Annotated in this window: 26 protein-coding genes; 19 read left to right on the top strand and 7 right to left on the bottom strand. The window is 44.6% G+C overall.

Going from position 1 to position 26537, the window contains the following annotated elements:
- Positions 1 to 196 precede the first annotated feature (196 nt).
- From manD to DK187_RS02430, 5 genes are all read left to right on the top strand, one after another.
- Positions 197 to 1408 carry a D-mannonate dehydratase ManD gene (gene manD, locus DK187_RS02450; RefSeq protein ID WP_111605750.1) on the top strand — a complete coding sequence of 404 codons (1212 nt, stop codon included), beginning with the start codon at positions 197 to 199 and terminating at the stop codon, positions 1406 to 1408.
- A 6-nt stretch (positions 1409 to 1414) separates the two neighbouring features.
- Complete coding sequence (locus DK187_RS02445; RefSeq protein WP_111605749.1) at positions 1415 to 2437, top strand: Zn-dependent oxidoreductase; 1023 nt, start codon at positions 1415 to 1417, stop codon at positions 2435 to 2437.
- A gap of 46 nt (positions 2438 to 2483) precedes the next feature.
- The gene (locus DK187_RS02440; RefSeq protein ID WP_111605748.1) at positions 2484 to 3440 is read left to right on the top strand and encodes a TRAP transporter substrate-binding protein; all 957 of its coding nucleotides are present in this window, start codon (positions 2484 to 2486) and stop codon (positions 3438 to 3440) included.
- Between the two features lie 65 nt (positions 3441 to 3505).
- A complete protein-coding gene (locus tag DK187_RS02435; protein ID WP_111605747.1) occupies positions 3506 to 4051 on the top strand; it encodes a TRAP transporter small permease in 546 nt (181 codons plus the stop codon).
- Positions 4051 to 5325, top strand: a complete 1275-nt coding sequence (locus DK187_RS02430) for a TRAP transporter large permease (RefSeq protein ID WP_111605746.1) — start codon at positions 4051 to 4053, stop codon at positions 5323 to 5325. The genes DK187_RS02435 and DK187_RS02430 overlap by 1 nt, the downstream gene beginning before the upstream one ends.
- Positions 5326 to 5370: 45 nt before the next feature.
- On the opposite strand, the gene DK187_RS02425 is transcribed toward DK187_RS02430, so the two are convergent.
- Positions 5371 to 6312, bottom strand: coding sequence for a LysR substrate-binding domain-containing protein (locus tag DK187_RS02425; protein WP_111605745.1), 942 nt, complete (start codon positions 6310 to 6312; stop codon positions 5371 to 5373).
- 121 nt (positions 6313 to 6433) lie between these two features.
- Between DK187_RS02425 and DK187_RS02420 the strand changes: the two genes are divergently transcribed.
- Complete coding sequence (locus tag DK187_RS02420; RefSeq protein WP_111605744.1) at positions 6434 to 6616, top strand: hypothetical protein; 183 nt, start codon at positions 6434 to 6436, stop codon at positions 6614 to 6616.
- A gap of 273 nt (positions 6617 to 6889) precedes the next feature.
- Complete coding sequence (locus DK187_RS02415; protein ID WP_111605743.1) at positions 6890 to 7873, top strand: TRAP transporter substrate-binding protein; 984 nt, start codon at positions 6890 to 6892, stop codon at positions 7871 to 7873.
- Positions 7874 to 7942: 69 nt separating this feature from the next.
- Here the strand turns inward: DK187_RS02415 and gabT are convergent, their stop codons facing one another.
- Together gabT and DK187_RS02405 are read right to left on the bottom strand one after the other, a co-directional pair.
- A complete protein-coding gene (gene gabT, locus DK187_RS02410; RefSeq protein WP_111605742.1) occupies positions 7943 to 9220 on the bottom strand; it encodes a 4-aminobutyrate--2-oxoglutarate transaminase in 1278 nt (425 codons plus the stop codon).
- Positions 9221 to 9319: 99 nt separating this feature from the next.
- Complete coding sequence (locus DK187_RS02405) at positions 9320 to 10786, bottom strand: NAD-dependent succinate-semialdehyde dehydrogenase (protein WP_111605741.1); 1467 nt, start codon at positions 10784 to 10786, stop codon at positions 9320 to 9322.
- Between the two features lie 291 nt (positions 10787 to 11077).
- Between DK187_RS02405 and DK187_RS02400 the strand changes: the two genes are divergently transcribed.
- From DK187_RS02400 to DK187_RS02380, 5 genes are all read left to right on the top strand, one after another.
- Positions 11078 to 11746 (top strand): GntR family transcriptional regulator, encoded by a 669-nt coding sequence (locus tag DK187_RS02400; RefSeq protein ID WP_111605740.1) that lies wholly within the window; start codon positions 11078 to 11080, stop codon positions 11744 to 11746.
- A 665-nt stretch (positions 11747 to 12411) separates the two neighbouring features.
- Positions 12412 to 13182 carry a cysteine synthase family protein gene (locus tag DK187_RS02395; protein WP_204355569.1) on the top strand — a complete coding sequence of 257 codons (771 nt, stop codon included), beginning with the start codon at positions 12412 to 12414 and terminating at the stop codon, positions 13180 to 13182.
- 216 nt (positions 13183 to 13398) lie between these two features.
- The gene (locus DK187_RS02390; protein WP_111605739.1) at positions 13399 to 13911 is read left to right on the top strand and encodes a type I phosphoribosyltransferase; all 513 of its coding nucleotides are present in this window, start codon (positions 13399 to 13401) and stop codon (positions 13909 to 13911) included.
- A gap of 49 nt (positions 13912 to 13960) precedes the next feature.
- Positions 13961 to 14626 carry a YggS family pyridoxal phosphate-dependent enzyme gene (locus DK187_RS02385; protein ID WP_111605738.1) on the top strand — a complete coding sequence of 222 codons (666 nt, stop codon included), beginning with the start codon at positions 13961 to 13963 and terminating at the stop codon, positions 14624 to 14626.
- Positions 14623 to 15549: a DMT family transporter gene (locus DK187_RS02380; RefSeq protein WP_204355568.1), complete on the top strand. Its 927-nt coding sequence runs from the start codon at positions 14623 to 14625 to the stop codon at positions 15547 to 15549. Before DK187_RS02385 ends, DK187_RS02380 begins: the two co-directional genes overlap by 4 nt.
- Positions 15550 to 15633: 84 nt before the next feature.
- Here DK187_RS02380 and DK187_RS02375 read toward each other — a convergent pair whose 3' ends face one another.
- The 3 genes from DK187_RS02375 to DK187_RS02365 are packed head-to-tail and all read right to left on the bottom strand — an operon-like array spanning position 15634 to position 18838.
- A complete protein-coding gene (locus tag DK187_RS02375) occupies positions 15634 to 16884 on the bottom strand; it encodes an NAD(P)/FAD-dependent oxidoreductase (RefSeq protein WP_111605805.1) in 1251 nt (416 codons plus the stop codon).
- 50 nt (positions 16885 to 16934) lie between these two features.
- Positions 16935 to 17870 carry a 4-hydroxyproline epimerase gene (locus tag DK187_RS02370; RefSeq protein ID WP_111605737.1) on the bottom strand — a complete coding sequence of 312 codons (936 nt, stop codon included), beginning with the start codon at positions 17868 to 17870 and terminating at the stop codon, positions 16935 to 16937.
- Entirely contained in the window at positions 17858 to 18838 is a 981-nt protein-coding gene (locus tag DK187_RS02365) for a dihydrodipicolinate synthase family protein (protein ID WP_223232269.1), read from the bottom strand. Before DK187_RS02365 ends, DK187_RS02370 begins: the two co-directional genes overlap by 13 nt.
- Before the next feature lie 172 nt (positions 18839 to 19010).
- Between DK187_RS02365 and DK187_RS02360 the strand changes: the two genes are divergently transcribed.
- Together DK187_RS02360 and DK187_RS02355 are read left to right on the top strand one after the other, a co-directional pair.
- Positions 19011 to 19805, top strand: a complete 795-nt coding sequence (locus tag DK187_RS02360; protein ID WP_111605735.1) for a HEPN domain-containing protein — start codon at positions 19011 to 19013, stop codon at positions 19803 to 19805.
- Positions 19806 to 19814: 9 nt separating this feature from the next.
- A complete protein-coding gene (locus DK187_RS02355; protein WP_111605734.1) occupies positions 19815 to 20168 on the top strand; it encodes a hypothetical protein in 354 nt (117 codons plus the stop codon).
- A gap of 73 nt (positions 20169 to 20241) precedes the next feature.
- On the opposite strand, the gene lpdA is transcribed toward DK187_RS02355, so the two are convergent.
- Positions 20242 to 21660, bottom strand: coding sequence for a dihydrolipoyl dehydrogenase (gene lpdA, locus DK187_RS02350; protein ID WP_111605733.1), 1419 nt, complete (start codon positions 21658 to 21660; stop codon positions 20242 to 20244).
- Positions 21661 to 21796: 136 nt separating this feature from the next.
- On the opposite strand from lpdA, the gene DK187_RS02345 reads away from it, so the two are divergent.
- The 5 genes from DK187_RS02345 (at position 21797) to DK187_RS02325 (ending at position 26537) form a co-directional block, all read left to right on the top strand.
- Positions 21797 to 22363 carry a TetR/AcrR family transcriptional regulator gene (locus tag DK187_RS02345; protein WP_111605732.1) on the top strand — a complete coding sequence of 189 codons (567 nt, stop codon included), beginning with the start codon at positions 21797 to 21799 and terminating at the stop codon, positions 22361 to 22363.
- Positions 22364 to 22440: 77 nt separating this feature from the next.
- Positions 22441 to 23379, top strand: coding sequence for a lauroyl-Kdo(2)-lipid IV(A) myristoyltransferase (gene lpxM, locus DK187_RS02340; protein WP_111605731.1), 939 nt, complete (start codon positions 22441 to 22443; stop codon positions 23377 to 23379).
- A 153-nt stretch (positions 23380 to 23532) separates the two neighbouring features.
- Entirely contained in the window at positions 23533 to 24474 is a 942-nt protein-coding gene (gene hemF / locus DK187_RS02335) for an oxygen-dependent coproporphyrinogen oxidase (RefSeq protein WP_111605804.1), read from the top strand.
- Positions 24475 to 24534: 60 nt separating this feature from the next.
- On the top strand, positions 24535 to 25335 hold the full coding sequence (gene aroE, locus DK187_RS02330; RefSeq protein ID WP_111605730.1) for a shikimate dehydrogenase: 801 nt from the start codon (positions 24535 to 24537) through the stop codon (positions 25333 to 25335).
- 41 nt (positions 25336 to 25376) lie between these two features.
- Positions 25377 to 26537 (top strand): GNAT family N-acetyltransferase, encoded by a 1161-nt coding sequence (locus DK187_RS02325; RefSeq protein WP_111605729.1) that lies wholly within the window; start codon positions 25377 to 25379, stop codon positions 26535 to 26537.

Here is a 26537-nt window from a genome sequence, read left to right as displayed (position 1 = left end):
CTGTATTCCAGTTATTTGGTATGCCATTTTCACGTAATAAGGTAAGAAAGTCGATATTTCAATTGAATGATGTGGATTAAATATTAAATTGGCATGCCAATATTTGGATTAACGCTTGTATTGATGGAGTTGTTCCGCTATTTTTGTCTTGTTTATGAATATTGGTATACCAAAAAATAATTAGGTACCGTGCTTTATGAAAATTCGTTCAGCCAAAGTAATTGTGACTTGCCCTGGCCGTAACTTAGTCACGCTAAAAATTGAAACCGATCAAGGTGTTTACGGCATTGGTGATGCGACACTTAATGGTCGTGAAAAGTCTGTTGTCTCCTACCTTGAAGATCACATTATCCCTACCCTTATTGGTAAAGACCCTCAGCGCATAGAAGACATTTGGCAGTATTTGTATCGCGGTGCTTACTGGCGCCGAGGCCCAATTGGTATGACAGCGATTGCCGCTGTTGATGTTGCTTTGTGGGATATCAAAGCCAAATTAGCGGGAATGCCTTTGTATCAATTGCTTGGCGGGAAAAGCCGTGAAAAAGTGATGGTCTATGGTCATGCTACTGGATTAGATATTGAGTCCTGTCTTGAAGAAGTCCGTAAGCATGTTGCACTAGGTTATAAAGCCGTTCGAGTGCAATGTGGCATACCAGGAATCCCAACAACCTATGGCGTTTCTAAAGAAGCTGGCAAGCCTTATGAGCCTGCTGATTCTGCTTTACCTGCCGAACATGTGTGGTCTTCGGAGAAATATCTTAATCATGTACCTGAATTATTTGCTGCTGTGCGCAGCGAATTCGGCGAAGATTTACATATATTGCATGATGTACATCACCGTCTCACACCAATCCAAGCCGCGCGTTTAGGCAAAGAAGTTGAACCCTTTCACTTATTTTGGTTGGAAGATTGCACGCCGGTCGAAAACCAATCTTCCTATGAATTAATTCGTAAGCATACGACGACGCCTCTTGCGATTGGAGAGGTCTTTAACAGTTTGTCTGATTGCCAAGAGTTGATTCAAAACCAGCTAATAGATTATATCCGCGCAACCATTACTCATGCTGGTGGTATTACCAATATACGCCGTATTGCTGATTTTGCGGCGATCTTTCATGTTAAAACAGGTTTCCATGGGGCGACGGATCTTTCCCCTATTTGTATGGGGGCTGCGCTGCATTTTGATACTTGGATACCTAATTTTGGCATCCAAGAACACATGCCTCATACCCAGGAAACAGACCTTGTCTTTCCTCATGCTTATGAGTTCAAAGATGGCTTCTTTACGCCTGGTGAAGTGCCTGGTCATGGTGTGGATATCAATGAAGAACTTGCCGCGAAATACCCCTATAAACCTGCTTATCTTCCGGTTAACCGCTTAGAAGATGGCACCTTGTGGAATTGGTAGAAAAATATGAAAGCCTTTCAAGTTGCGAATGTAAATGATTATGCCTTGATCGATACCAAACAGCCTGTCGCTGAGGCTGGAGAAGTCTTGATTAAAACTGCCTTTGCGGGAATTTGTGGATCCGATCTGCATATTATTCACGGGCAAAACCCCTTTGTTCAGTTTCCACGAATTACGGGGCATGAGTTTTCGGGGGTTGTCGCTGCGGTTGGCGAAGGCGTCACTCACGTAAACATTGGCGATAAAGTGTGTGTCGATCCCGTTATTAGCTGTGGCAAATGTTATGCCTGCCGAGCTGGCCGCTTTAACGTTTGTGCGAATTTACAAGTTTTCGGCGTACATCGTAACGGCGGCTTTGGTGAGTATACGAGCGCGCCTGCGGGCAATGTTTTAGTGCTTCCTGACAATGTCACACTTGAGCAAGCGGCATTGGTAGAGCCTTATTCCATTGCTACCAATGTGTTGTCTCGAATGGCGCCAATTCCAGGCGATACCTTGCTGGTTTACGGTGCTGGCGTGATCGGTTTGACCATAGTGCAAGTGGCCAAAGCCATGGGTATCGAACGCATTATTGTCACCGATATTGTTGGTGAGCGTTTAGAAACGGCAAAATCCCTTGGCGCGACGGATGTGATTAACAGCCGAATTCATAAAGTGGAAGACTGTATCCAAGAATGGACAAGTGGCGAAGGTGTACCTTTAATTGCCGATGCTGCTTGTATTCCTGCTCTTTTGCCTGAAATTTTGCGTATCGCCTGTCCTGCTGGACGTATTGGTTTGTTGGGTTTCAGTACAACGCCAAGTGATTTAGCGCAAATTGAAGTGATTAAGAAAGAACTGACGATTGTGGGTTCACGCCTTAACAATCGACGTTTTCCGCAAGTACTTGAAATGATTGCATCAGGTCGTTTGGATCCTTTGGCATTAATCAGCCATCGGATTGCTTTAAACGACATTGGCGATGGCATTCAGTTAATGGAAAACCACCCCGAACTGACTCGTAAAGTGCTGGTTGAGATGAGTAAGTAATAGTTAACCCTAGAGCCTAAATCTAATAATAAAAACGGAGTTCACCATGATAAAACCAATGTTAAAAGTCGCTATCATGTCATCAATCTTGTTGACAGGCCTGTCGCAGGCTGCTGATGTTACGTTGAAGTTTGGCTACCCAGCCAATGAAGACAATATCTGGCACAAAGCGGCTTTGAAGTTCAAAGAAGTCGCAGAAACAAAGTCGAATGGTCGCATTGACGTTAAGCTTTATCCCAACGAACAGTTGGGTAAAGAAATGGATGTTATTAATAGCATTCAGCTGGGCACAGCTGATATGACGATTACAGGCGAATCATTACAGAACTGGGCGCCAAAAGCCGCACTAATGGCGGTGCCTTATGCATTTACGAGTTCTGAACAACTAACAAAAGCGGTTAATGGCGACGTTGGTAAAGAAATCAGCGAACAGATTTCTGAGCGAACAGGGCTTAAACCGATTGCGTGGTTTGAACGTGGTCCTCGTCATTTAACCTCTAATCGTAAGATTTTATCCCCCAGTGACTTGGATGGCTTGAAGTTACGTGTTCCTAATGTGCCTCTGTTTGTAAAAACATGGCAAGCCCTAGGTGCAAAGCCAACCCCTATGGCATTCAGTGAGGTATTTACTTCTCTACAACAAAATACGATCGATGGACAAGAAAACCCACTTAGTTTGATTAACAGTGCGAGTTTTTATGAAGTTCAGAAATACGTAAACCTAACTGGCCACGTGCGTAGCTGGATTTATGTGGTGATTGGCCAAGACAAGCTAAACAGCATGCCCGCGGACTTACGCGATATCGTATTAGATGCTGGTCAGCAAATGCAAAGCTATGAGCACAGCATGTTTGCAGCGGATGAAGCGCAATTGCGTTCTACTCTAGAAGCTCGTGGAATGGAGTTTGTACAGCCAGATCTTGACGCGTTCAAAGCTGCAGCTCAAAAAGCCGTACAAGAAGCACTGACTCCTGAGCAACTTGCGCTTTATAACAAAATCTAAATCCGTTTAAGACCGCCTGTTTTCGCTTTTTATAGCGAAAACAGGCCCTTTTGGAGAGAAATACGATGAGTATCTCGTCTCAAACCAATAACTCAAGAGATTTTGTGAACAAGCTGGAAGCGAGTATTCAGTGGTTGTTGCGCATCATTGACTGGGTATTTTCTATGTTGGCTGTCTCTGCCTTATTGGCAATTACAGCGGTGGTTATTTTGCAAGTCGTGTCTCGCTTCTTGCTGCCTAGTTCCCCGATTTGGACAGAAGAATTGTCTCGTTATTTATTCGTATATCTGATCGTAATGGGTTCTGGATTGGTGATTCGTCATAATCGTCATGTTCGTCTGGAGCTGTATCAAGGTGCATTAAACCGATTCTGGAATAAGGTATATCAAATTTTCTGTCATCTGTTAGCGGGGAGCTTTGCTATTTATATTCTGCCTTATGCTATCAAATACGCTCAAATAGGACGTTGGCAGACCTCTCCTGCTTTAGAAGTCCCTATGTACTGGGCATTCTTATCAGTGACTTTTTTCTTCGCGTTAACGGCATTTTATAGCTTTATGAGTGTGTTACTTGTACTGCTTGAACGTGATGACCAAGGAGTAGCTTCATAATGGAAGTCATTTTACTGTTTCTCGTATTCTTCTTATTGTTATTCGTTGGTGTGCCAATTGTTTTTTGTCTAGGCATCGCGTCGCTTACCTATTTAACCATGGTAGGAATTCCATTAACCATTGTGCCTCAGCGTTTGTATGCGGGTATGGATTCCTTTGTTTTGCTGTGTATTCCTGGCTTTATTCTGGCTGGTAATTTAATGAATGTCGGTAATATCACCGAATATATCATTCGTTTTAGTAATGCATTATTAGGCCATATTCGTGGCGGCCTTGGTTTGGCGAATGTGGGTGGCTCGATGATTTTTGGTGGTATCTCTGGTACTGCCGTAGCGGATACCGCAAGCATTGGCGCCGTGATGATTCCCGGCATGGCCCGAAGCGGTTACGATAAACCTTTTGCCGCGGCCGTAACGGCAGCGTCATCGACAATTGGGCCGATCATTCCACCCAGCGTGCCGATGATAATTGTCGGTTCATTGAGTGGTATTTCCGTTGGTAAGATGTTTCTGGCTGGCGTCGTCCCCGGAATTATGTTGGGTCTCGCTATGATGATAACGGCGTATATTATTGCCGTGAAACGCCAATATCCTCGTGAAAAACGCGCTACATTAAAGGAAATATACATTGTTGGTAAAGGCGCTTTTTGGGCGTTACTGATGACCTTTATTATCCTATACGGGATTATTGGTGGACTCTTTACACCAACAGAAGCGTCTATTATGGCCAGTCTATATGCCTTTGTGGTCGGCATGTTTGTTTATAAAGGTCTGACATGGAAGAACTTACCTAAATTGCTAGTCGATACTGTGCTGAGTTCAACCAGCTTGTTACTGCTGGTGGGCATGGCGAACTTATTTGGCTGGATCCTGACGAGCGAACAAATCCCTCAGATGTTAGCAGGTGCGATATTTAGCATTAGTGAAAATCCACTGGTGGTGATTTTAATCATTAATATTGTGTTGTTGATTGTGGGTGGCTTTATGGAAACCATCGCGGCACTTATTATCCTATTCCCTACTTTGTTAAAAGTGGCAGAAGGCATTGGTATGGACCCGATTCACTTTGGTGTGATGGCCGTACTCAACTTGATTATTGGTTTAACAACCCCGCCTGTTGGCGTGTGTTTGTTTGTCGCCGCAGGAATCAGTGAATTGCCAATGACCACCATTGTAAAAGCGATTTGGCCTTTCTTACTCTGTAACCTTTTTGTGCTTTTACTGGTTTCTTATATCCCAGCTATTTCACTGTGGTTGCCTTCTTTTTTAGGCTAATGTTGGCCGGTGAAGGTGTTTCTGGTCCTCTGGGAACGCCTTTTTTTAAGGCCAAGGCAGTGGCTGATGTGGCTTTGGTGTTATCTCGTTACTGTTTTGTCCGCCACTTTCTTCTCTTAGCCAATCGACAAAGGCGTCAATTCTGGCTTTTCTTGGTGAATTTTTCGCGAAGTTCACGTAAAAATTTATTCTATTACTCAGTGCTGTTGGAAAAGCTTGTATCAGTATTCCTTGTTCTAACTCTTCTTGCACCATAAACCGTGGACACAAAAAGACACCATGGCCGGCTTTCACGGCGCTGATACCCATGTACCAAGAATTAACCTCTGCCCAGAGTCGTTTTTTACTACGCAGTGGCGAGATCTGTTGTTCTTCGAACCAGGTCTCCCACCGATAAATAGGCGTATCCACCTGTATTAGCCAGCATTTGAGCAAGTCTGTTGGGTATTCGAAACGAATATTTTTTGCCAGTTCTGGAGCGCAAACTGGAATGATTTCGGAAGACAAAATTAGATTCTGGGCTATGTTGTCTTGGCTATTGATGACGTTATCAATGATGATATCTATCTTGCCGGAATGGATGTCTTCGCGTTCATCAGACGAAAAGAGTTTGATGTTGATAGATTGGTGTAAGTGGGAAAAACGCCACAGCTTTGGCATCAGCCAAAGGGATACAAAGCTCTGTAGACCTGAAACCTGTAACGTGCCTTCGAAGGGTTCAAGTTTTACACTTTCTAACCCTTGCTCTACATGGGTAAAGGCTTTAGCTAAATGCTCAGATAACACTTGCCCTTGACTGGTTAAGCGCATTTCTCGTCCCAAACGATAGAAGAGTGGCACACCTAGATAATCTTCTAATAAACGAATTTGCTGGCTTACTGCCGCTTGAGAAACATGAAGCTGCTTTGCGGCTTTGGTGTAACTTAATACCTGGCTAGCAACAGAAAAATAATGCGCGGCTTTGAGGTGAGTGATGCGATTGCTCATAAAACATAGTCCATAAAAATATTGTTCATAAGATTTTCTAATCTAATCTGTAAGAATATCGTGTTCGTTTTTACCTCTTTTTAGCGACACAATAAAGTCCTTATCAACAGGAGGGATGGGTATGTGGACGCTATTACTGTGGTTAAATACTAAGATGGTTGAGGGATATGCCGCGTTTAAAAAAAGAGCGGCCGAGCAAAGACGACGTCGTCAAATCCGAGATTTTTACCTGAAAGCACAATATATGCCTGAGTATTTGAAAAGAGACATAGGTTTGCCGCCTTATTCAGAGCATGAGACCTGATCTTGATCGAAAAGTATGACGAGAAGAAACAGACATTATTAAGATAAACTTATAATGTTCACATGCCATTTTGATGTTTTTTAGTCAAAAAAAGCGTTGCTTTTCCATAACAAAAAAACAGATAAACGTCGGATTTCTTCGCATTTTAGTGTCTTTTGATTCTATACTTTGAGGCCTGAGTGTCTGTGCTGAAATCGTTAAGATGAAAGAGCGTAGGCATTATGCAGGATCCCTTGTCGAGAAAAGATAACTGTCTGGATTTAAGGCTGTGCCATGAAAAAAATAATCGTCACATCGGCTATGATGTTGTTTGCTTGTTCTGTCAGTGCGGCATCAGTGAACGTTGCCTTGGATACGGATCCCGATCGAGAAAAGTCGGGTAGCTATCGATATGTGGATAATTTAGTTCAGTCGTTGAAAGAAAAAGGCTGGCAAATCAACGTATTTCCTCGAGATACGATTGGCAGCGAAGAAGAGCGTGTTAGTCGTGTTCGTTCAGGTACCTTGGATGTTTCTTTGTCTAGATATTCTGCGGCGACACAGTTTGTACCTGAAATGCAGGTGTTACAACTCCCCTATACCTTTAAAAATGTAGATCATCAGTACCATTTTTTTGCAAAAAGCGATTATCTTGATGAAATCAATAAACGCCTCGCCAGTGAGGGGTTGCGCGTATTAGCGGTGTTACCAACAGGCGCATTTTTGGGTATTTTTAACAGTGAAAAGCCCATTGCGACTGTCAGTGATATGGTGGGTTTGCGTATGCGGGCGCTGGATTCAAATCAGTTAAGTATGTTTGAAATGATGGGGGCAAGCGGTGTGGTTGTGCCGCTTTCAGAAGTGTCAAACGCGCTAAAAACAGGCATTGTTGATGGGTATATCAACGCTTCATCCGTCCCGTTAATGTTTAATCAAACCGACCTTTTGCACTATTTTACCGACGCAAAAATCATTATGTCTGCGCGGCTGGCGTTGGCTTCCCAGTATTGGTGGGACAATTTATCAACCGATGAGCAAAGACAGTTTACCGCGTCCTCTATTGAAGCTCAGAAAGACGTGTTTCGTTGGGTGAATCAATCTGACACTGTCCAGAAACAATCGCTTATAGCCGCAGGCATCGACGTGTATGAGCCGACAGAAGAGGATTTATCGACTTTTAAGTCAGCGTTGTCGGGTATGCATCAGCAGGTTAAAGGCGTGCCTCTTGATCGAGTTCTGCAGCTTCAAGACAAGGTAAATGGCTATTTGCCACAATAACATACGAGAATAAAAAAACCGGCCTTATTTTACCAAGGCCGGTTTTTTTGTTTCATTAACGAGATTTGATTAAACCAACGCTTTAAAACAGTCTTTAAAAATCTCCATACCTTCGTCGATCAGTTCCATTTCAATCGTCAACGCTGGTAGGAAGCGGATAACGTTACCGCGAATACCACAAGACAAAAGCACTAGACCATTTTCAGACGCTTTGCCTGACAGCTTTTTCGCCAGTTCAGGATAAGGTTTGTTGACGTCGCCATCGTGAACGAATTCCACCGCAATCATGGCGCCAGAGTTACGCACATCACCGATAATGTTTGGAAATTCCGCTTGTAATGCCGTCAGATGCTCAACAAAGCGTGTACCGATCTGCGTGGCACGCTCGCACAGCTTTTCTTCTTCAATGACTTCAAATACAGCAAGACCCGCTGCACAACCAACCGGAGAGCCACCGTAAGTGCCACCTAATCCACCAGGAATTGGCGCGTCCATAATATTAGCTTTACCCACCACAGCGGCTAACGGTACACCGCCAGCGATGCCTTTTGCCGTAGTCATTAGATCCGCTTCAATGCCCGCTTGTTCGTGGCAGAACATGGTGCCAGTGCGCGCAAAACCTGATTGGATCTCGTCAAGAATCAGCAACATGCCATGATCGTCACATAGCTTACGAAGTTTCTGTAGGAAGCTGGTAGACGCCTTGTAGAAACCACCCTCACCTTGTACTGGCTCGATAATGATAGCCGCCACGCGTGAAGGCTCGATATCACAAGTAAAGCGCAATTGCAGGTCAGCAAGTGCTTGCTCTTCGGTGATTCCTAAATAGTCATTTGGGTAAGGAACATGGAAAATGTCGCTTGGGAAAGGGCCAAAACCGATTTTGTAAGGGTTCACTTTACCGGTTAAGCCCATGGTCATGTTGGTACGACCATGGTAGCCACCGTTGAAAGCAATGATGCCAGGACGGCCAGTGTGTGCACGGGCGATTTTGACGCAGTTTTCTACCGCTTCCGCACCGGTGGTGACGAAGATAGATTTCTTCGGTGTGTTACCAGGCGCTGCTGCGTTTAACTTTTCTGCTAAGGCCACCGCGGATTCGTATGGGCTGACCATGACGCAGGTGTGAGTAAAACGTTCGATTTGAGCGATGGTCGCTGCTTTTACTTTCGGATGGTTATGGCCAGTGTTTACCACGGCGATACCCGCACCGAAATCGATATAACGCTTGCCTTCCACATCCCAAATTTCAGCGTTTAAAGCACGGTCAACATAAACCGGTGCCATATTTGCTTGACCGCGAGCGATCGCACTTTCTTTACGTTTTTGTATGTCTGCGTTTTTCATTTTGTCTATTACCTTAATGAGAGCAAGCTCTATGCACATGAAGCGGCGCGGTTGCTCCGCTTGTTAATCGATATTAGAGAGGCTGTGTGAGGTGAAGCCTCACGCCAAGCCGCCCATGCATAAGTATTTGATTTCAACGTATTCGTCGATGCCGTATTGGGAACCTTCACGGCCACTGCCCGATTCTTTAACACCGCCAAATGGCGCGACTTCACTGGAAATAATGCCTTCGTTAATCCCCACCATGCCGTATTCCAAGGCTTCAGACACACGCCAAATACGCGCAATATTTTGGGAATAGAAGTAAGACGCCAAACCAAATGGGGTATTGTTTGCCATAGCCACGGCGTCGTCTTCGGTTTTAAATTTGAACAAAGGCGCCACAGGACCAAAAATTTCATTAGAGAAAATGTCCATGTCTTCTGTGACACCAGTTAAAATGGTTGGCTCGAAGAACTGAGCACCCGCATGAGTCGCCTTTGTACCACCGATCAGCGCTTTCGCGCCCTTAGCGATAGCATCGCCAACCAATTGTTCCACTTTGCTGATTGCCGCTGGGTTGATTAGCGGACCAATGTTCACGCCTTCAGAAAAACCATCGCCTGTTTTAAAAGTGGCAACACGCTTCGCCAGCTTCTCGGCGAACGCATCGTACACGCCTTCTTGCACTAAAATACGGTTTGCACACACGCAAGTTTGGCCCGCATTGCGGTATTTAGAGGCAATGGCGCCTTCTACCGCAGCGTCTAAGTCAGCATCATCAAACACGATAAAAGGTGCATTGCCGCCCAATTCCATCGACGTACGTTTAACGGTTTGCGCGCACTGAGAAAGCAACAATTTGCCTACCGGTGTTGAGCCTGTGAAAGACAACTTACGAACCGTTGGATGACTCGTTAATACGCCGCCGATGGCTTTCGCGTCTTTACCAACCACAACATTTAATACGCCTGCTGGAATGCCAGCCTGATGGGCTAGCTCAGCCAATGCCAAGGCACACAAAGGGGTTTCGTCAGAAGGCTTGATTACGATAGTACAGCCTGCAGCGAGTGCGGGTCCGGCTTTACGGGTGATCATCGCAATCGGAAAGTTCCAAGGCGTAATCGCCGCCACCACACCAATGCCTTGTTTGATAGTTAATACGCGCTTGTCTTTAGCGAATGTTGGGATCACATCACCATTCAAACGACGCGCTTCGTCCGCAAACCAATCAATAAAAGACGCACCATAAGCCACTTCGCCCTTAGCTTCGGCAAAAGGCTTACCTTGCTCCAAGGTCATCAAGGTCGCTAAGTCGTTTTGATTGTCCAGAATCAACTGGTTCCAACGACGCAACAGCGTTGCACGCTCTTTCGCGGTACGGCCTTGCCATTCTTTCTGGGCTTTTTCAGCCGCCTCAACGGCCAGCGTTGTCTCTTCTGCGCCCAAATCGGCCACATCGATAATGTGTTCACCATTGGCTGGGTTGGTTATCGCGAACGTCTTACCAGACTTGGCCGCGACCCACTCGCCGCCAATATAAGATTGGCTTTTCAACAAAGTGGCCTGAGATAGTATTGCTTTCATAAAGACTCCAGACTTGGCTAAGGAGGATAATTTGTCAGTGCAGTGTGTTATTAACTTAGCACTTTTAATACCAATCGATAGTAGGCAATGGCCACAGTTTGAAAAATGAGAAGCTATCAATTCAATGTTTGAAGTATTTCAAACATTGAATCATCTTGTTAGCGCCTGTCATCATGAATGAAAGACGAAAAAAAGCGCCGCTAACCTCACGTTAGCGGCGCTTTTGCGTATAATAGGCCAATATTACACACTTTTGATTTCGAAGTGTTTAGCTCGCGAAGGAGTAGTAGATTGGCGCAGAAAAGAGCGGTGGTTCGTCAGAGTTTGCCCGATGTTATAGCGGCCGATTTGCGTCAGCGTATTTTGTCTGGTGATCTTGCGGAAGGTGAGCTCATTCGTCAGGAGTTGTTGGCGGAAGAATACGATGTGTCGCGCATGCCGATTCGTGAAGCATTAAAGCGTCTCGATGCTGAGGGGCTGGTGGTTTTCACCAATAATCGCGGTGCTACGGTCACCAAGCATTCTCTCGATGAAATTGCCGAAATCTTTGATGTGCGCATGATGCTAGAAGTAGATCTTTTCACTCGCGCTATTCCCTTGATGCAAGACGAACATTTTCAGCTTTGCGAGCGTATTCTAAAAGAGATGGAAGTCTCATACCAAAGTGGCGATGTTGCAGCATGGGGGCCGTTAAACGCTGCCTTTCATGGTGCGCTTTACGCGGCCGCGGATCGAAAGTTAACAACCAATCTATTAGAACGTGCCAGCTTACAATCCAATCGTTATGTGAGTATGCACATCGATCAGCTGAATAAATCAAAAAGTGCGCAACAAGATCATAGTGATCTTCTTGCTTTAGCTCGGCAAGGTAATGTGCAAAGTGCGGCTGATAAATTACGCTCTCATATCGAAAACACCAAGCTCCAAGTGCTTGAATGGATTACCGCTGCTCGGCGGTAGTTTTCTTTTGATACCCTGTCTTTTAAGGAGGTTAGGGAGAGGGTAAATCAAATTTATTGATGTGACCGAATAATTCGTAGTTAATGCGGTTTGCTTCTGCGCCGAGCGTTAACAATTGCTGCTTAATGAATATCATGAAACCAAATAGCCCACATAAGTAAAACTTATCACCTGCTTTTAATCGCTTCTAGCTGCATCATGCCTTTGGATATGCCCTCTTTCATTCGCTGTTAGTTTGTGTCAGACACATTCAGTTGGCTTTTCAGGCCGTTTACGTGTTCTTTGAGCGAATGCTGATCTTGGAGTGGAGCATCGGTAGTTAATACAAATATGGCACACTTAATTTTATATATTAAATCTGCTAAGAGAAATAATTAAATTTTGAATGGATGATATGTATATTATCATCGTATTTTTTATTAATTAATTGTTATATATAAATTTTTTGGTATATCCGCAGATGCTTTATCAGCTTATATGTATTTATCTTCATTTGGATTAATAAATTGAACTAATAAATTTATTGACAAATATAAAAAATATCATTTTACTAAAATTAACCCTGAATTCAAGGATGGTGAATTTGATCTCTATGATTAGAGAAGTAAGCCGCATGAATACAGTGCAAAGTGATAACTTACTTGATGGTTACTGGAGCGAATTGCATGGACGAAGAACTAAATTTACATCATGTCGGAAACACCCCCCTTCACCAAGTAAATAGTATAGATGCAAATGGTAATACTGTATTTGCAAAATGCGAATTTATGAATCCAACCGGGAGCCATAAAGATAGAACCTTTTTATATATGGTTACAGAACTTGAGGCTGCCGGCGAAATTAAACCAGGAATGACTTTGGTAGATTGTTCGACTGGTAACGGTGGCGCAGCTTTAGCATGGATCGGTAAAAGAAAAGGATATAATGTAAAGATATTTATGCCTGAGGGTATGACACAAGAACGAAAAGATCAGATACGAGAATTTGGGGCAGAAATTATTGAGACGGATAAAAATCTATTTCTTAATGGATCCGTTCAAGCTGCGAAAGATTATATGCTCGATAAGAACCCTGAAGATTTTTATTTTTTAGATCAAGGTTCTAGCCTTCTCAATAAGGCTGCATGGCTTCAATGTGGAAATGAAATTGTTAGTCAATTAGAGGGAAAAAATATTATACCTGATTACTTTGTTTGCTCGATTGGAACTGGAGGAACATTTTCTGGAATCGCTGAAGTTCTAAAAGCTCGATATCCTAGCTTGAAAACTATTGGGATTGAGGTAGACAAATCCGCTCCTTTGTATTCAAAGAAAAATAACCTGGTATTTACACACAAGCCTCACAACATGATGGGGCTAGGTGCTGGTGTACTTTCTTGTAACACAAACGAGTCAGTAATTGATGAAATAGTTACAGTTGATGGAGAACAATCTTGAGAACGGATGAAAAAATTTATAGAAGATGAGCTGCTTGAAATTGGGCCTACGTGCGGTGCAAATTTGTTTGCATGTGAGCAGCTGCTATCTACAATAACTAAGAAAACAATAATAACGTTATTTTTCGACTCTGCTTGGAAATATAAAAGTCGCTGGTCGGGAATCTATCCTGAGTACAGTGGAAGTTAATCATTTATATTAATAATTAAGGATAATATGTTACTGCAGGACGTGTATAAAGCCGCAAAAGTCGTCAAATCAGGTAATCATTTCACTACGGTTAATGAGTTTACAGATCAACTTCCAGCTCTTCGGCCAAAGGTGCTATGGGAAGCCTCACTAGAAGTGGTTAAGATAGGAAGTTTTAATGTAGACAAGATAGTTACTGAAGAGGACAAGGGGGCTCCACTTGCTACATTAGTTTCCGTTATGACAAACACTCCACTTGCAATAGCACGCTGGTACCCTTATAGCTTAGGAACTCACAATGAAGTCAGAGTAAAAATTGATTCTGAGTACTTCCGCGGCGATTTGTATTTAAATGGCGTATTGCCTGGCGATAAAGTTGCTATTATTGATGATACGATTAGTACTGGCGGCGCATTGATTGCATTAATTAAAGCAATACGTGATGCTGGAGGAAATGTTTCTGAAGTTATTTGTGTCGTCGAAAAAGTTGGGAATCATGGTGTTGAACGGGTTCTTAAAGAAACTGGTGTTTTAGTTTAAACTATAATTAAAATATCTGTGACTGAGTCTGGAGTTGAGGTTATTAACGATGAATGAAATAGTTAAAAATTATCATTCTGTTAAAGATGACATTCATTCTGAGTTAAAGCAGTGCCCCGGTGAAAATAAGAGCTTGCAATTAATGGTAGTTTCGAAATTTCACGGTATTGAAAGGATACGGCCTTTATTATTGGAGGGGCACCGTATTTTTGGCGAAAGTAGGCTTGATGAAGCACGTGAAAAATGGATTGATTTAGCAAGAGAATTCACAGATATAAAACTTCATTACATTGGAACATTGCAATCAAGAAAAATCAAAGAGATTGTTAAAATTTTCGATGTTATTCAGTCTTTAGATAAAGAGGAAGCTGCTGCACGTATTGCTCGTGAAATGCAATCTCAGAAGAGAAAAATTGATTGCTTCATACAAATAAATATAGGACGTGAACCGCAGAAGTCTGGTGTGTTACCTGAAAATTTTGAGTGTTTATTTTATCAGTGTATTAATAAATACAATTTAAACGTGTCGGGAATTATGTGTATTCCCCCTGCCGGAGAGGATCCTTCTACTTATTTCATGGAAATGAAGAATATTAAAGATAAATATAGATTGGCAGAATTAAGTATTGGGATGAGCAGTGACTATTTAAGTGCGATTAAACATGGATCGACCATGGTTCGCGTAGGTGCAAAAATTCTCGGAGAAAGAAATTGAAATTCACGACACCTAGTACCATTGAAAAAAGGTTAAATTTACCTATTGCTAAAGTGCCAATATTTGCATACTTATGTCTTGCCATGTCTATGTGTATGGTGGGTAGTAATATTGGCATTGGAAAGTTAGTCCTCTCTGAGATACCGGTCTTTCTTTTTGCTGCGCTACGCTTTTTGATTGCAAGTCTTGTGCTTTTTCCGGGTATGCTTCTACCATCTTTTCGTAAAGGTCTAAATAAGACAGCTTGGTATGGCTTATCTTTACAATCATTTTTTGGTTGTTTTTTGTTTAGTTTGTTCATGCTCTATGGCGTAACCTACACTACTGCTACCAGTGCAGGTGTAATAACTAGCTCACTCCCATCATTAATCGCTTTGTTGGCATGGCTTTGGTTACGTGAGAAGATTGGTGTCCGAAGTCTCGGTGCTATCTTTTTTGCTGTGCTGGGAATAACTTTTTTAAATTTGCAGGACGCAAGTTCTTCTGGCAATGGAAGCATATTAGGCAATGCTTTGGTATTAGGTGCTGTTTTTGCTGAGGCATTGTTTGCTGTTTTTTCCCGACGGTTATCGTTGACTGTACACCCTTGGAGCATGGCGTTCGGTGTTAATCTTGTTGGTTTGCTCCTGTTTCTACCATTGGCAATCCCGCAAGCGCTTACTTTTGACTGGGGTATTCCCAGCGCAGAGTTATGGTACTGGGTGCTGTTTTATTCTATTACCGCAAGTGTATTGTCATTTTTATTTTGGTATAGAGGAATGTCTGAAGTTCCGGCCAACATAGCAGGGTTATTTACAGGGTTAATGCCGGTTAGTGCAGCGTTAATTGGTTTATTAGTCTTAGGAGAGGTTTTGACGACAGGGCATGTAATCGGTATGGGGATGGTGATAGGATCGATATTTCTTGGCGCTAAATTCAAATAACCCTCTCAGCCTCCCTCTTAGCAGGGGGGCTCTAGTTTTGTGATATTCCCTCCTTATCTTCAAGGGTTGGGTTAGTGAAGATAGCTAAAACCGATTCGCTGAAAACGGTGTAAGATCAATGTCTGGTGTGCCATTACTAACAAGCGCCGCGACGAGCTCAGCGGTTCCTGCCGATTGAGTAAGTCCTAAATGGCCATGCCCAAACGCGTAAATCACGCGTTTCGAGCGGCTGGCATAGCTTATGACGGGCAAGCTGTCAGGCATGGAAGGACGAAATCCCATCCATTGTTTTCCGTCTTCGATTTTTAAACTAGGTAAAAATGTTTTCGCTTTATCGAGCAGGACCTCAGCACGTTGAAAATTTGGCTGCAAATCCAATCCACCCAGTTCAACTGCACCGCCAACACGAACACCCTCACCTATTTTGGTCACTACAAAGCCGTGATTACTAAACGTAACATGAGTCTTTAAATCGAACGCGCCAGATGGCAGCGTCGTGTTGTACCCTCGTTCGGTATCCAATGGCAAACTGTCGCCAATTGATTGCGCTAAGGTTTTTGACCAAGCACCAGCACAAAGTACCACTTGATTGGCTTCATAATCGGCCGAGTCGCTTTTTAATATCACCGAATCTTGCTGTATCGATATGGAATGGATGGCTGCTATGGCAATTTTACCGCCACGTTTTTCAAACTCGTTGGCCAAGTGCTGAGTCCATTGGGCAGGATCGCAGACGTTTATCCATTCCGGGGTAAAGGCTGCATGGGTGAATCTAGGGTGAATGCCGGGTTGGATTTTGGCGATGGCTTCTGAACTAAGTAAAAACTCATAGACGACGCCGTGCGCTTGTCGAGTTTGCCAACCGGCAAGACTGGCACTGAATTCTGCTTCGCCTTCATACAGCTGCAACTGCCCTTCTCGGCGGATCATGGCTTCGCCACCTACCGCGTCGATTTGGCGCTCCAACGCCGCCTTGGAAACCGCCATTAAACTGGCTTGCGCCGCTAACGCGGCTTGATACTTATCTTGCCAGCTGGCGCGCCAGAAACGCAGCATCCAAGGAAGGATTTTCAGTGCATAAGCCGGTCGCAGTGATAAGGGGCCAAGAGGGTCGATTAACCATTTTGGTGCTTTGCGCATAATGCCAGGTGTTGCCAGCGGAATGACATCGGCAAAAGCAAAGGCGCCAGCATTACCCGCAGAGGTTTCTGCAGCGACGCCTTTTCGATCCAACACCAGCACTTGTCGGCCTTCGGATTGCAGTTTTAATGCAATGCTAATGCCTATGATTCCGGCACCAATTACAATCACATCCTGATTTTTTGTACTGTCCATTTCGGTTTCACCCATTATCGCTAAGCTATTTTGTGACTTTGAAGAATCTATTAAGACAAGCTAATGCCATTCTTCAACGGGTCGTTGGGGTTCATCATTAACGTGGCTTCTTTAGTGACAAACGCTTGTCCGGTAATATTTGGAATAATGGAATCGTTTGTTACTTGCTGATAGCTCAAACGATAACTACTGCCAATGGTACTTTCTTGAATAATTTCTTCGCCGGGCGCAAGGCGCTTATCCGCTGCTAGACAAGCCAAGCGAGCCGAGCTGCCTGTGCCGCAAGGTGAGCGATCATAAGCATTGTCTGGACACAAAACAAAGTTACGACTGTGGCCGTTTTTGTTCAAAGCTGGTCCATAAAGAACAATGTGATCAATGATGCCGCCATCTGTACCTGTTAATTGCTTTGCTTCAATGGCTTCACGAATTTTGATCGAAACGTCAGTGAGGTTGCGAATATTACTTGGAACCACAGGAACAGGGCTTTTATCGACAATAAAGAACCAGTTTCCACCATAAGCCACATCGCCAGAGACTGTACCTATTCCTTCGATTTCTAAGCTTACATCTTTGTGCAAACGATGACTGGCAACGTTTTTCACGGTCACTGTATTGGTATCAGACAAGGTGACTTCAACCACGCCGACGGGCGTCTCAATCTTATGAGTACCCATACCAATTTTACCCATGTGAGCTAACGTGGCAGCCACGCCAATGGTGCCGTGGCCACACATACCGATAACCGCCGCGGCATCGAAATAAATCACCCCTGCTACGCAGGTTGGATCGACGGGCTCAACCAGCATCACGCCAACCATGGCTTCTTGCCCATAGGGTTCGGCTACCACGGAACGATAAAAATCTTTATGTTCTGTCGCTAATACCTTGGCGCGTTCCGCCAATGAGCCAGAACCTAAATCTGGCCCACCAGACACAATAACGCGGGTTGGTTCACCTTCCGTATGACTGTCTATGACTTGCATGTATCTATTACTCCACCTTGTGTAGCCCAATCCGCAAACCAGTCTTTGAAGAGGGCATATTGTTCTTCACAGTAACGACGTTGCGCGGCGTTAAGCTCGTCCGTTTCGTTGAAGTGTAATCGATACGCTTCTTCGCCGTTTAAGACAAGCAAATATTTGAAGAACAATACCAATTCTGGGCCTTCGTCGAAACTGGCCAAAACGGAAAAGGCTTCTTCTAATTCTTGGGCTCGAACGCGAGCCTCTGCGTTGCCTTTTGCTGCTAGCTTACATAAGTTGGCGAGTAACAAAACTTCGTTTGGCAACGCTGTACCAATCCCTGTGATGGCACCCACCGCGCCGCATTTGACAAAACCGTGGTAGACCGCCGTATCCACCCCCACCATGAGCAAAACATCATCGTCTTGGGAGGTGATGTTCTCTGCGGCATAACGCAAGGCTTCTTTGCTGCCAAATTCTTTAAAGCCAACTAGATTCTTATGCTCAGCACGTAGCGCAAAAAACAAATCCGCGCGGGTTTCAAAACCATACACAGGGCTGTTGTAGATAATCGCTGGAATGGAGGGCGCAGCGGATAAAATCGCTTTAAAGTGGTTACGTTGCGCGGCAATCACCGAGCCACGAGACAGCACTCGAGGAATCACCATCAAACCCGCCGCACCGACTTTTTCCGCGTGCGCCGCCAAGGCCACTGCGGATTTGGTATTAATCGCCCCCGTGCCAACCACCACAGGAATGCCTGCATTCACTAAGCGCTCCACGCCCTCCATGCGTTCTGCATCGGTCAACAAAGGCCAATCGCCCATCGAACCGCAATACACCACCGCCGACATGCCCGCCGCGATCATCTCCTTACCCTTCTTCACCAAATTATCGAAATCTGGCGTGCGATCCGCCTTACAAGGCGTCATCAGCGCCGGCATGATACCGTTGAAAACACTCACATCTAAAACAGAACGACCCATCATTCGCGACCTTTTTTTAAGAAATTGAAGGATTTTACTAGCAAAAAGTAAAAATGGATTTTGTATCCAAAATACGCTTAGTATAAAAAGTAGTCAATTAAAATTGAGAGATAATTCGATGCCAATTTGTTTTTAGTTAGATTAGGATCAAGACTATTTTTGGAGGAGGATAGAGATGAAAAAGGATCATTTAAATAGTTTTGTAAATGACTATGCTGTTCGTTGCTTTAGAGATGTTGCCGACCAAGACTATATAACAGCTAGGGTTTGCTTTCGGGAGGGGTTAATGATCCAGTTTAACTGGATGGCATTACAAGCTGTTGAAAAATACTTAAAAGCTATTTTGCTATTCAATCGCGTTAGCTCTAGTAAGATTAACCATAGTCTAAAAAAAGCTTATGAAGAAGTTGTTAAAATTGAAGGCCTTGAATTTAGCTTACCTGAAAAAGATATAAAATTTATAGAGTATTTAGATCAAACGGGTTCGAACCGATACCTTACTACGGCTCATTGGAATAAAGGGGATGAAATCTTTTCTCTAGATCGGGTCGTTTGGCTTATCCGCCGATGGTGCCAAGACTTAAACAGAGAAATTCCAATAGAAAAAGACCCGAATACAGGGGGTGTCACGAAATCTCGACGAAAATTGGATTTAGAGAAAGAGAAATTTACTCAGTATGAGACTACCCCTCATTTATTTAAGCTGGTAGGCGGGCATTTGGAAAAAGTTCTCTCCACTAGACAGCATCCTCAGAGATCAAGTTTGATTTGGCAGAATTGTTTTTATTCACTAAAAAAACGTAATACTTTAACTTTTCCTGGAAGAATGAATGCGATCAATCCTCCTCAAATATTACACCCTGAAATCTTTGAGGAGCTATCAAAATACATAAAGTTTAGTGGACAAGAGAGAGATTCATTTAGACAGCGGCTTAATCAAATGAAGCAAAGTCAAAAAAATAATAGTTGAGAATTAAGTTTGTCCTATTTAGATCAGTTCATGCAGCAATGGAAAGTGTATTTAAAACAACAACTTTCTCTATGTGGGTTGAACTATGTTGTTTCGGCAGCTGATGGTAGTACGGATATTAAGGCGAATTCACTGGCGTATTTTGCTTGGCAGCGGACGCATTCCATCGAACTTGTTGGAGTGGATGAAGCAAGGGATGAAGTCGCTTGGGTGATGTTGGAAAAGCAATTAAAAGCCTTTGCCGATAAAGCGGAAAAAGGCACGTTTGACCTTGTTTCTAAGCTGCACCTTGAAGAAAGCCAAATCCAGATAGTTCTCAATTTTAGCTACGACGAAGAACAACATATTGTTTTGGTTAGCTGATTTCTGGTTTTGGCCTAACTGCAATGATGATGGGTGAGCGGTATAGGCCTCTCCCCCAATAGTCTTGTTATCATCAAGGAGCTTTGTTCATTTCCCCCGCCTTCTTATTCGGCATGTCGGTAATTGTCCCTGCTCCGAGTTCCGCGGCTAAGCCAACAGTTTCGTGTAGGCTGGGATGAGCGTGGATGGTTAAGGCGATATCTTCCAGTGTGGCGCCGAATTCAATGGCGAGTGTCAGTTCACCGAGCAATTCTCCCGCGTGGGAACCCACGACGCCAGCGCCTAAGACGCGTTCTGTTGCTTCGTCATAAATGAGTTTGGTTTTGCCTTGGGTTACCCCTGAGGCAATGGCTCGTCCGCTGGCTGTCCATGGGAAAACGGCGGTTTTTATGGCGATGTTTTGTTTTTTTGCTTCCGTTTCAGTTAAACCAACCCAGGCCACTTCTGGAAAGGTATAAGCGATGGACGGAATGGCGAGTGGTTGGAAATCAACCTTGTGACCCGCAATGACTTCAGCGGCGGTATGGCCTTGATGGGACGCTTTGTGCGCCAACATTGGGCCGTGAGTGACGTCGCCAATCGCATAAATGTTGGGTACAGATGTTTGGCACTTTTCATTTGTCAGTACAAAACCACGTTCGTCTAATTTGACGCCGATGTCGGAAATACCCGCGGTTTTGCCATTCGGCGAGCGACCAACGGCGACCAGCACGGCATCCACTGAAAGGCTTCGCTCGCCATCTTTGTCTTGCATGGTGACGTTCAAGGCTTCTGGTGTGGCTTCTATATTAGTGACTTGGGTTTTGGTTAAAAAACTCATACGGTCTTTGTTGACTTGCTCGAAGACACGCACGAGGTCTTTGTCTGCGCCGGTCATGATTTGCTCGCCAAGTTCCGCGACGGTAATTTTCGCGCCAAGTGCTTGGTAAACCGTGGCCATTTCCACGCCAATAATGCCGCCGCCAAGGACGAGTAAATGTTCTGGAATGCGTTCGAGTTGTAGAGCGCTGGTGGCGTCTAAAATCCGTGGATCGTCATAAGGCACAAACGGCAATTTAATGGCGCGGGAACCAACGGCGATGATGGCGTTTTTAAAATCGACTTGTTGTGACTGTCCGTCTTTGGTGACGGTGATGGAGTTGGTCGAATCGAACGTCCCTTCCCCATGAATGACAGTAACCTTTCTGCCTTTGGCCATCATTGTAAGACCGCCAGTTAAAGTGTCGACGGTAGATTGTCTGTGTTGGCGAATGTCCTCCAAGTTGATGGTTGGTTTAGCAAATTGCACGCCATGGGCGGGTTCTTCAGCCATAAGGATTTTGCCTGCGACATGCAACAGCGCTTTAGACGGGATACAGCCAACGTTCAAACAAACGCCGCCCAATGTATTATGACGTTCTATCATGGCAACGCTTAAGCCTAAATCGGCAGCTCGAAACGCCGCCGCATAACCGCCAGGACCGCTTCCTAGTACAACGAGATCGTATGTCATTCTTTCTCTCCTGCAATGATGTTCTGTGAAATATGGCTTTTCTACCTATCACTAGATAGACTAAATATAACTTGTGGATTTACGATGGGTCAATAAAATATCTATCACTAGATAGATGAAATAATGAGACACCCGAATGAGCATTGAAAAAAACGATACCAAAACAAACATCTTGGACGCAGCTGAGCGTTTTATTGTGCAAGGCGGTTATAACGCATTCAGTTTTCGCGACATCGCCGAAGCGGTTGGTATCAAGAGTGCAAGTGTTCACTATCACTATCCGACCAAGGGGGATTTGGTGGCCGCTGTGATGGCGCGTTATACTGAGCTATTTTCGCAATTACTGCCAAATCCAAAGGATGAAAGACTCGATCCTAGGGTGTTGTTAAATGGTTTTATCAATGGTTTTAAAGCCAAGATCGTCGAACAGCGCAATATGAGCTTGTGTACCATGCTGACGTCTGACAAATCGATCTTGCCAGACGAGGTTTGCACAGAGTTATCTGTGTTTTATCAGCTGAAACTTACTTGGCTGAGTCAGGTGTTTGCGCGTTTGGATCAGACAGATGAAGACACGGCGTTAATGCAAGCCAGTCAATTGTTAGCGTGTTTGCATGGCGCATCGATTTTAGTACAAGGTACGAATCAGCCTGTGTTGTTCGATCATGCCTTGTCTGATTGGCGTGAACGTTATGGCAAGTAACAAAAAAGATATCAATTTAAGGTGCCAGAGGTTTGATGTATCATAAAGCTTCCACAATTTATGCGACATGTTGAACAATGAACTGTGCTGACAAGCATTTATACAATCCAACTTTTCAGTGGCGATTTCTTCATCCAAAGTTTTGGTTAACTTGGCTAGGGGTGGGAGTGTCATTGGTGGTTGCCTTTTTTCCGTTGCGTTGGCGTGACAAATTGGCGAGTTGGATTGCGTGTCGATTGTTGAATACCAAAAGCAGTACGTTAAAAAGAGCGCGGATTAATTTAGAGCAATGTTTTCCGGAGAAATCTTTGGAAGAACGCGAAGCCCTGCTTAAGCATAGCTTCCAGACAGCTGCGCAGTATTTTGTTGGGTATGGCGAATTGCTTGTGCGTAGCAAGCAGCATTGTGAGGATCGCTGTGTTATTTCAGGTCAAGAGCATCTCTTTCCGTTGTTGAATCGCGGAGACAATGTGATTGCGCTGGTGCCACATTGCTGGGCGATTGATTATGCGGGGATTATGCTGACGGCTCGAGGGTATAAAACCGTCGCTATGATACGTACTCAGAAAAACCCTATCTTCAATTGGCTGATTCACCGACAGCGAGTGCGTTACGGGGCTCGAGTTTATTGTCGTAGTACGGGCATTAAACCTTTTATGAACTCGGTGAAAGATGGCTTTTTAGGCTATTACTTACCGGATGAAGACCTTGGTGCCCAGCATTCTGTTTTCACCCCATTTTTCGCGTCAACCAAAGCCACAATGAAAGGGCTGGGTAAGTTGACCAAGCTTACCAATGCCACCGTTGTTCCTATGTTGCCCGCTTATAATGCGACATCGGGTAAATACGAGTTGTTTATTTTTCCTCCGCTAGAAAATTTTCCCAGTGGCGACGAAGAAACCGATGCGCTTATCATGAACCAAGCTCTTGAAGCGATGATTTCCCGACATCCTGAGCAATATATGTGGGTGTTAAATTTGTTGCGTACGCGTCCTGATGGTTCTCATCTGTATTAACATCATTGTCATTCATAAGTTCTTTCGCGGTACCTATCTTTTCAATGGTAGACTGGGTGCAACTTTTAGGCTCTTGTTTAGCCATTTTTTAACGCTTTTTTAAGCCGTTTTGTAAAGCGGTTTTCATTAAGAGAAGACACGATGGAGCATGTCATGTCAGTAAGCTCACCAGCCACGGTCACCCGCCTCGATGTTCAGGCGGTTAAAGATTACCTCTTGTCTCTGCAAGACCATATTTGCTCGACATTAGAAAGTGTCGAGCCGATAGCGCGTTTTAAGCAAGACGCTTGGGACAGGCCCAACGGCGGTGGCGGACGGACTCGTGTTATTGCGGGTGGTGAGGTTATAGAAAAAGGCGGCGTGAATTTCTCCCATGTGATGGGCGACAACCTTCCTCCGTCTGCGACGGTCGATCGTCCAGAACTGGCAGGAGGCCGATTTGAAGCCATGGGCGTGTCTTTAGTCATTCACCCAAATAACCCTTTTGCACCCACTTCTCACGCGAACGTGCGTTTATTTATCGTTTATAAAGACGGTATGGATCCGGTCTGGTGGTTTGGTGGGGGTTTTGATTTAACGCCTTATTATGGCTTTGATCAGGACTGTATCCATTGGCATCAAACCGCGTACGATGCCGTCGAACCTTTTGGCGAAGGGTATTACACACGCTTTAAAAAGTGGTGCGATGAGTATTTTTATTTAAAACATCGTGGAGAGCCTCGTGGTATTGGTGGCTTGTTTTTCGATGATTTCAATGAAGGCACTTTTGAGCATTGTTTTGCTATGATGCGAGCCGTTGGTGATGCTTATACACAGGCCTACTTGCCGATTCTAGAGCGTCGCAAAGACCATGAATTCAATGAGCAGCAGCGGGATTTTCAATTGCATCGTCGTGGCCGTTATGTGGAGTTCAATTTGGTCTTCGACCGAGGCACACATTTTGGTTTACAAAGTGGCTTGGGCCGTACGGAATCTATCTTGATGTCGTTACCCCCCGAAGTTCGCTGGACGTACGAATATCAGGTCGAGACCGATAGCGCAGAAGCCAAGCTTACCGAGTACTATCTCACTTCGAAAGATTGGTTATGGGTGTAATGGGCTTGCTGTCTACGGTTGCGTCATTGCCTTTAGCGTTTCAATAAAAGAGGACATATTTTGGATCAATACGCCGTTGTCGGAAATCCGATTGCTCATAGCAAATCTCCTAGGATTCATGCTTATTTTGCTCAGCAAACGGAACAAAATTTGATATATTCGACTTTGCTGGGTGATCTGGCTGAATTTGAGAATCAAGTCAGAGACTTTTTTGAAAAAGGTGGAAAGGGTCTGAATATTACGGTGCCCTTTAAAGAACGCGCTTATGCCATGTGCGACATATTAAGTCAGCGAGCCAAGCAAGCGGGTGCCGTGAATACCTTAATGATGGGCAAAAATGGCGACTTGTTCGGCGACAATACCGATGGAATCGGCATGGTTCGTGACATCATCCATAATCACGGTCAGAGTTTAACGGATAAACGCATTCTTCTACTGGGCGCTGGTGGCGCGGTGCGTGGTGTGCTTGAACCTGTTTTGGCCGAAAACCCTGAATCTGTCACCATTGCTAATCGTACCGTCGAAAAGGCGCAAGCCTTAGCGGATCAATTTGATTGTCTCGCGTCGTCTTTCGACGCGTTAGATGGCCCTTTCGACATCATCATAAATGGCACCTCAGCGAGCATGACGGGCAGTCTGCCACCCTTAAAAGATACCTTAGTGAGTGACGGCACTTGGTGTTACGACATGATGTATGGCAAAGATCGCACGGTCTTTTTACAATGGGCTCATGAGCGTGGCGCCGATGGAGCGGACGGTCTGGGTATGTTGGTCGGCCAAGCCGCAGAGGCTTTTTATTTATGGCGACAAATACGACCTGAAACCGCCAGTCTAGTGGATGAAATGCGCAAACAGATGTAAGTCAAACGGCCTTTGCAATGAGCGACAGAAAGGAAAGTAGTATGAAAGCGCAATGGTTTAATTCGGTTGATCAAATAGGCGAAGCCAAATGGCAAGCTGCTATTGGAGAAACACGTTATCCCTTTGCGCAATTTGCTTTTCATCAGGCGTTAGAGCAAAGCAACAGCATTGGCGACGGCACAGGCTGGTATCCAGAATATTTATTAGTAATAGATGACGACGACAGCCCGCTAGCCATTGCCCCAACCTATTTGAAAACCCACTCGCAAGGCGAATTTGTGTTTGATTGGTCTTGGGCGGATGCTTACCAACGTTACGGCATGCGTTACTTTCCAAAGCGCATTTGGGCGATTCCATTTTCCCCTGTGACTGGAGTGCGGCTTTTTTCACACCTTGACCCAAAAGGCGATGATGTACAGTTCTCGCATCTGTACCCAGCGCTTGCGGAGTTAATGACCCAAGCGAATCAAGAACGCGACTTTTCCAGCTGGCATTTGTTGTTTACCAAGCCAGAACACGCAGCCTTGTTTGCATCAAACAAAGATCTGGTACAGCGCATTTCCTGTCAGTTCCACTGGTTTAACCGTGGTTATAAAGACATGGAAGATTACTTGTCACACTTCTCTTCACGCAAACGCAAAACTGCTCGTAAGGAACGCGAAAAAGTCGCGAAGGAAGGCATCACACTGACTCGAACCATCGGCCGCGATTTAACCCCAGCCGACATCGATTTTTTCTATCTGTGCTATCAATCCACTTACGCCAAACGCGGACAACAGGGTTATCTCACCCGCGAATTCTTCGGCCAATTAGCGCAAGACATGGGCGAGCAAATCCTCTTAGTGCAAGCCTTTCGAGAAAGCGAAGCCATCGCCGCCTCTTGGTGCTTCTTCGACGATCATTCTTTGTATGGCCGTTATTGGGGTTGTATGGAAGAAGTGGATTGCCTGCACTTTGAAGCCTGTTACTACCAAGGCATCGAGTTTTGCTTGGAAAAAGGCTTACAGCATTTTGACCCAGGCACCCAAGGGGAACACAAAATCGCCCGAGGCTTCGAACCTGTCTTCAGCCACAGCATTCACTACATCGCCCACGAAGGCTTTCGCGACGCCATTGGTAACTTCTGCGAAGAAGAAGCTGAAGCCGTGCGTGAGTACCATCAAGATACCCAAGAAATGTTGCCGTTTAAGCAGTATACCTAG

The sequence above is a fragment of the Marinomonas arctica genome, assembly GCF_003259225.1.
GTDB classification, from domain to species: domain Bacteria; phylum Pseudomonadota; class Gammaproteobacteria; order Pseudomonadales; family Marinomonadaceae; genus Marinomonas; species Marinomonas arctica.
This window is presented reverse-complemented; position numbering and strand designations above follow the sequence as displayed.

What these genes read in the sequence shown, in the direction of transcription:
- manD (WP_111605750.1), top strand. Translation starts at nt 197, where the DNA reads ATGAAAATTCGTTCAGCCAAAGTAATTGTGACTTGCCCTGGCCGTAAC.
- DK187_RS02445 (WP_111605749.1), top strand. Translation starts at nt 1,415, where the DNA reads ATGAAAGCCTTTCAAGTTGCGAATGTAAATGATTATGCCTTGATCGAT.
- DK187_RS02440 (WP_111605748.1), top strand. Translation starts at nt 2,484, where the DNA reads ATGATAAAACCAATGTTAAAAGTCGCTATCATGTCATCAATCTTGTTG.
- DK187_RS02435 (WP_111605747.1), top strand. Translation starts at nt 3,506, where the DNA reads ATGAGTATCTCGTCTCAAACCAATAACTCAAGAGATTTTGTGAACAAG.
- DK187_RS02430 (WP_111605746.1), top strand. Translation starts at nt 4,051, where the DNA reads ATGGAAGTCATTTTACTGTTTCTCGTATTCTTCTTATTGTTATTCGTT.
- DK187_RS02425 (WP_111605745.1), bottom strand. Translation starts at nt 6,312, where the DNA reads ATGAGCAATCGCATCACTCACCTCAAAGCCGCGCATTATTTTTCTGTT.
- DK187_RS02420 (WP_111605744.1), top strand. Translation starts at nt 6,434, where the DNA reads ATGTGGACGCTATTACTGTGGTTAAATACTAAGATGGTTGAGGGATAT.
- DK187_RS02415 (WP_111605743.1), top strand. Translation starts at nt 6,890, where the DNA reads ATGAAAAAAATAATCGTCACATCGGCTATGATGTTGTTTGCTTGTTCT.
- gabT (WP_111605742.1), bottom strand. Translation starts at nt 9,220, where the DNA reads ATGAAAAACGCAGACATACAAAAACGTAAAGAAAGTGCGATCGCTCGC.
- DK187_RS02405 (WP_111605741.1), bottom strand. Translation starts at nt 10,786, where the DNA reads ATGAAAGCAATACTATCTCAGGCCACTTTGTTGAAAAGCCAATCTTAT.
- DK187_RS02395 (WP_204355569.1), top strand. Translation starts at nt 12,412, where the DNA reads ATGGACGAAGAACTAAATTTACATCATGTCGGAAACACCCCCCTTCAC.
- DK187_RS02390 (WP_111605739.1), top strand. Translation starts at nt 13,399, where the DNA reads ATGTTACTGCAGGACGTGTATAAAGCCGCAAAAGTCGTCAAATCAGGT.
- DK187_RS02385 (WP_111605738.1), top strand. Translation starts at nt 13,961, where the DNA reads ATGAATGAAATAGTTAAAAATTATCATTCTGTTAAAGATGACATTCAT.
- DK187_RS02375 (WP_111605805.1), bottom strand. Translation starts at nt 16,884, where the DNA reads ATGGACAGTACAAAAAATCAGGATGTGATTGTAATTGGTGCCGGAATC.
- DK187_RS02370 (WP_111605737.1), bottom strand. Translation starts at nt 17,870, where the DNA reads ATGCAAGTCATAGACAGTCATACGGAAGGTGAACCAACCCGCGTTATT.
- DK187_RS02365 (WP_223232269.1), bottom strand. Translation starts at nt 18,838, where the DNA reads ATGATGGGTCGTTCTGTTTTAGATGTGAGTGTTTTCAACGGTATCATG.
- DK187_RS02360 (WP_111605735.1), top strand. Translation starts at nt 19,011, where the DNA reads ATGAAAAAGGATCATTTAAATAGTTTTGTAAATGACTATGCTGTTCGT.
- lpdA (WP_111605733.1), bottom strand. Translation starts at nt 21,660, where the DNA reads ATGACATACGATCTCGTTGTACTAGGAAGCGGTCCTGGCGGTTATGCG.
- DK187_RS02345 (WP_111605732.1), top strand. Translation starts at nt 21,797, where the DNA reads ATGAGCATTGAAAAAAACGATACCAAAACAAACATCTTGGACGCAGCT.
- lpxM (WP_111605731.1), top strand. Translation starts at nt 22,441, where the DNA reads ATGAACTGTGCTGACAAGCATTTATACAATCCAACTTTTCAGTGGCGA.
- hemF (WP_111605804.1), top strand. Translation starts at nt 23,533, where the DNA reads ATGTCAGTAAGCTCACCAGCCACGGTCACCCGCCTCGATGTTCAGGCG.
- DK187_RS02325 (WP_111605729.1), top strand. Translation starts at nt 25,377, where the DNA reads ATGAAAGCGCAATGGTTTAATTCGGTTGATCAAATAGGCGAAGCCAAA.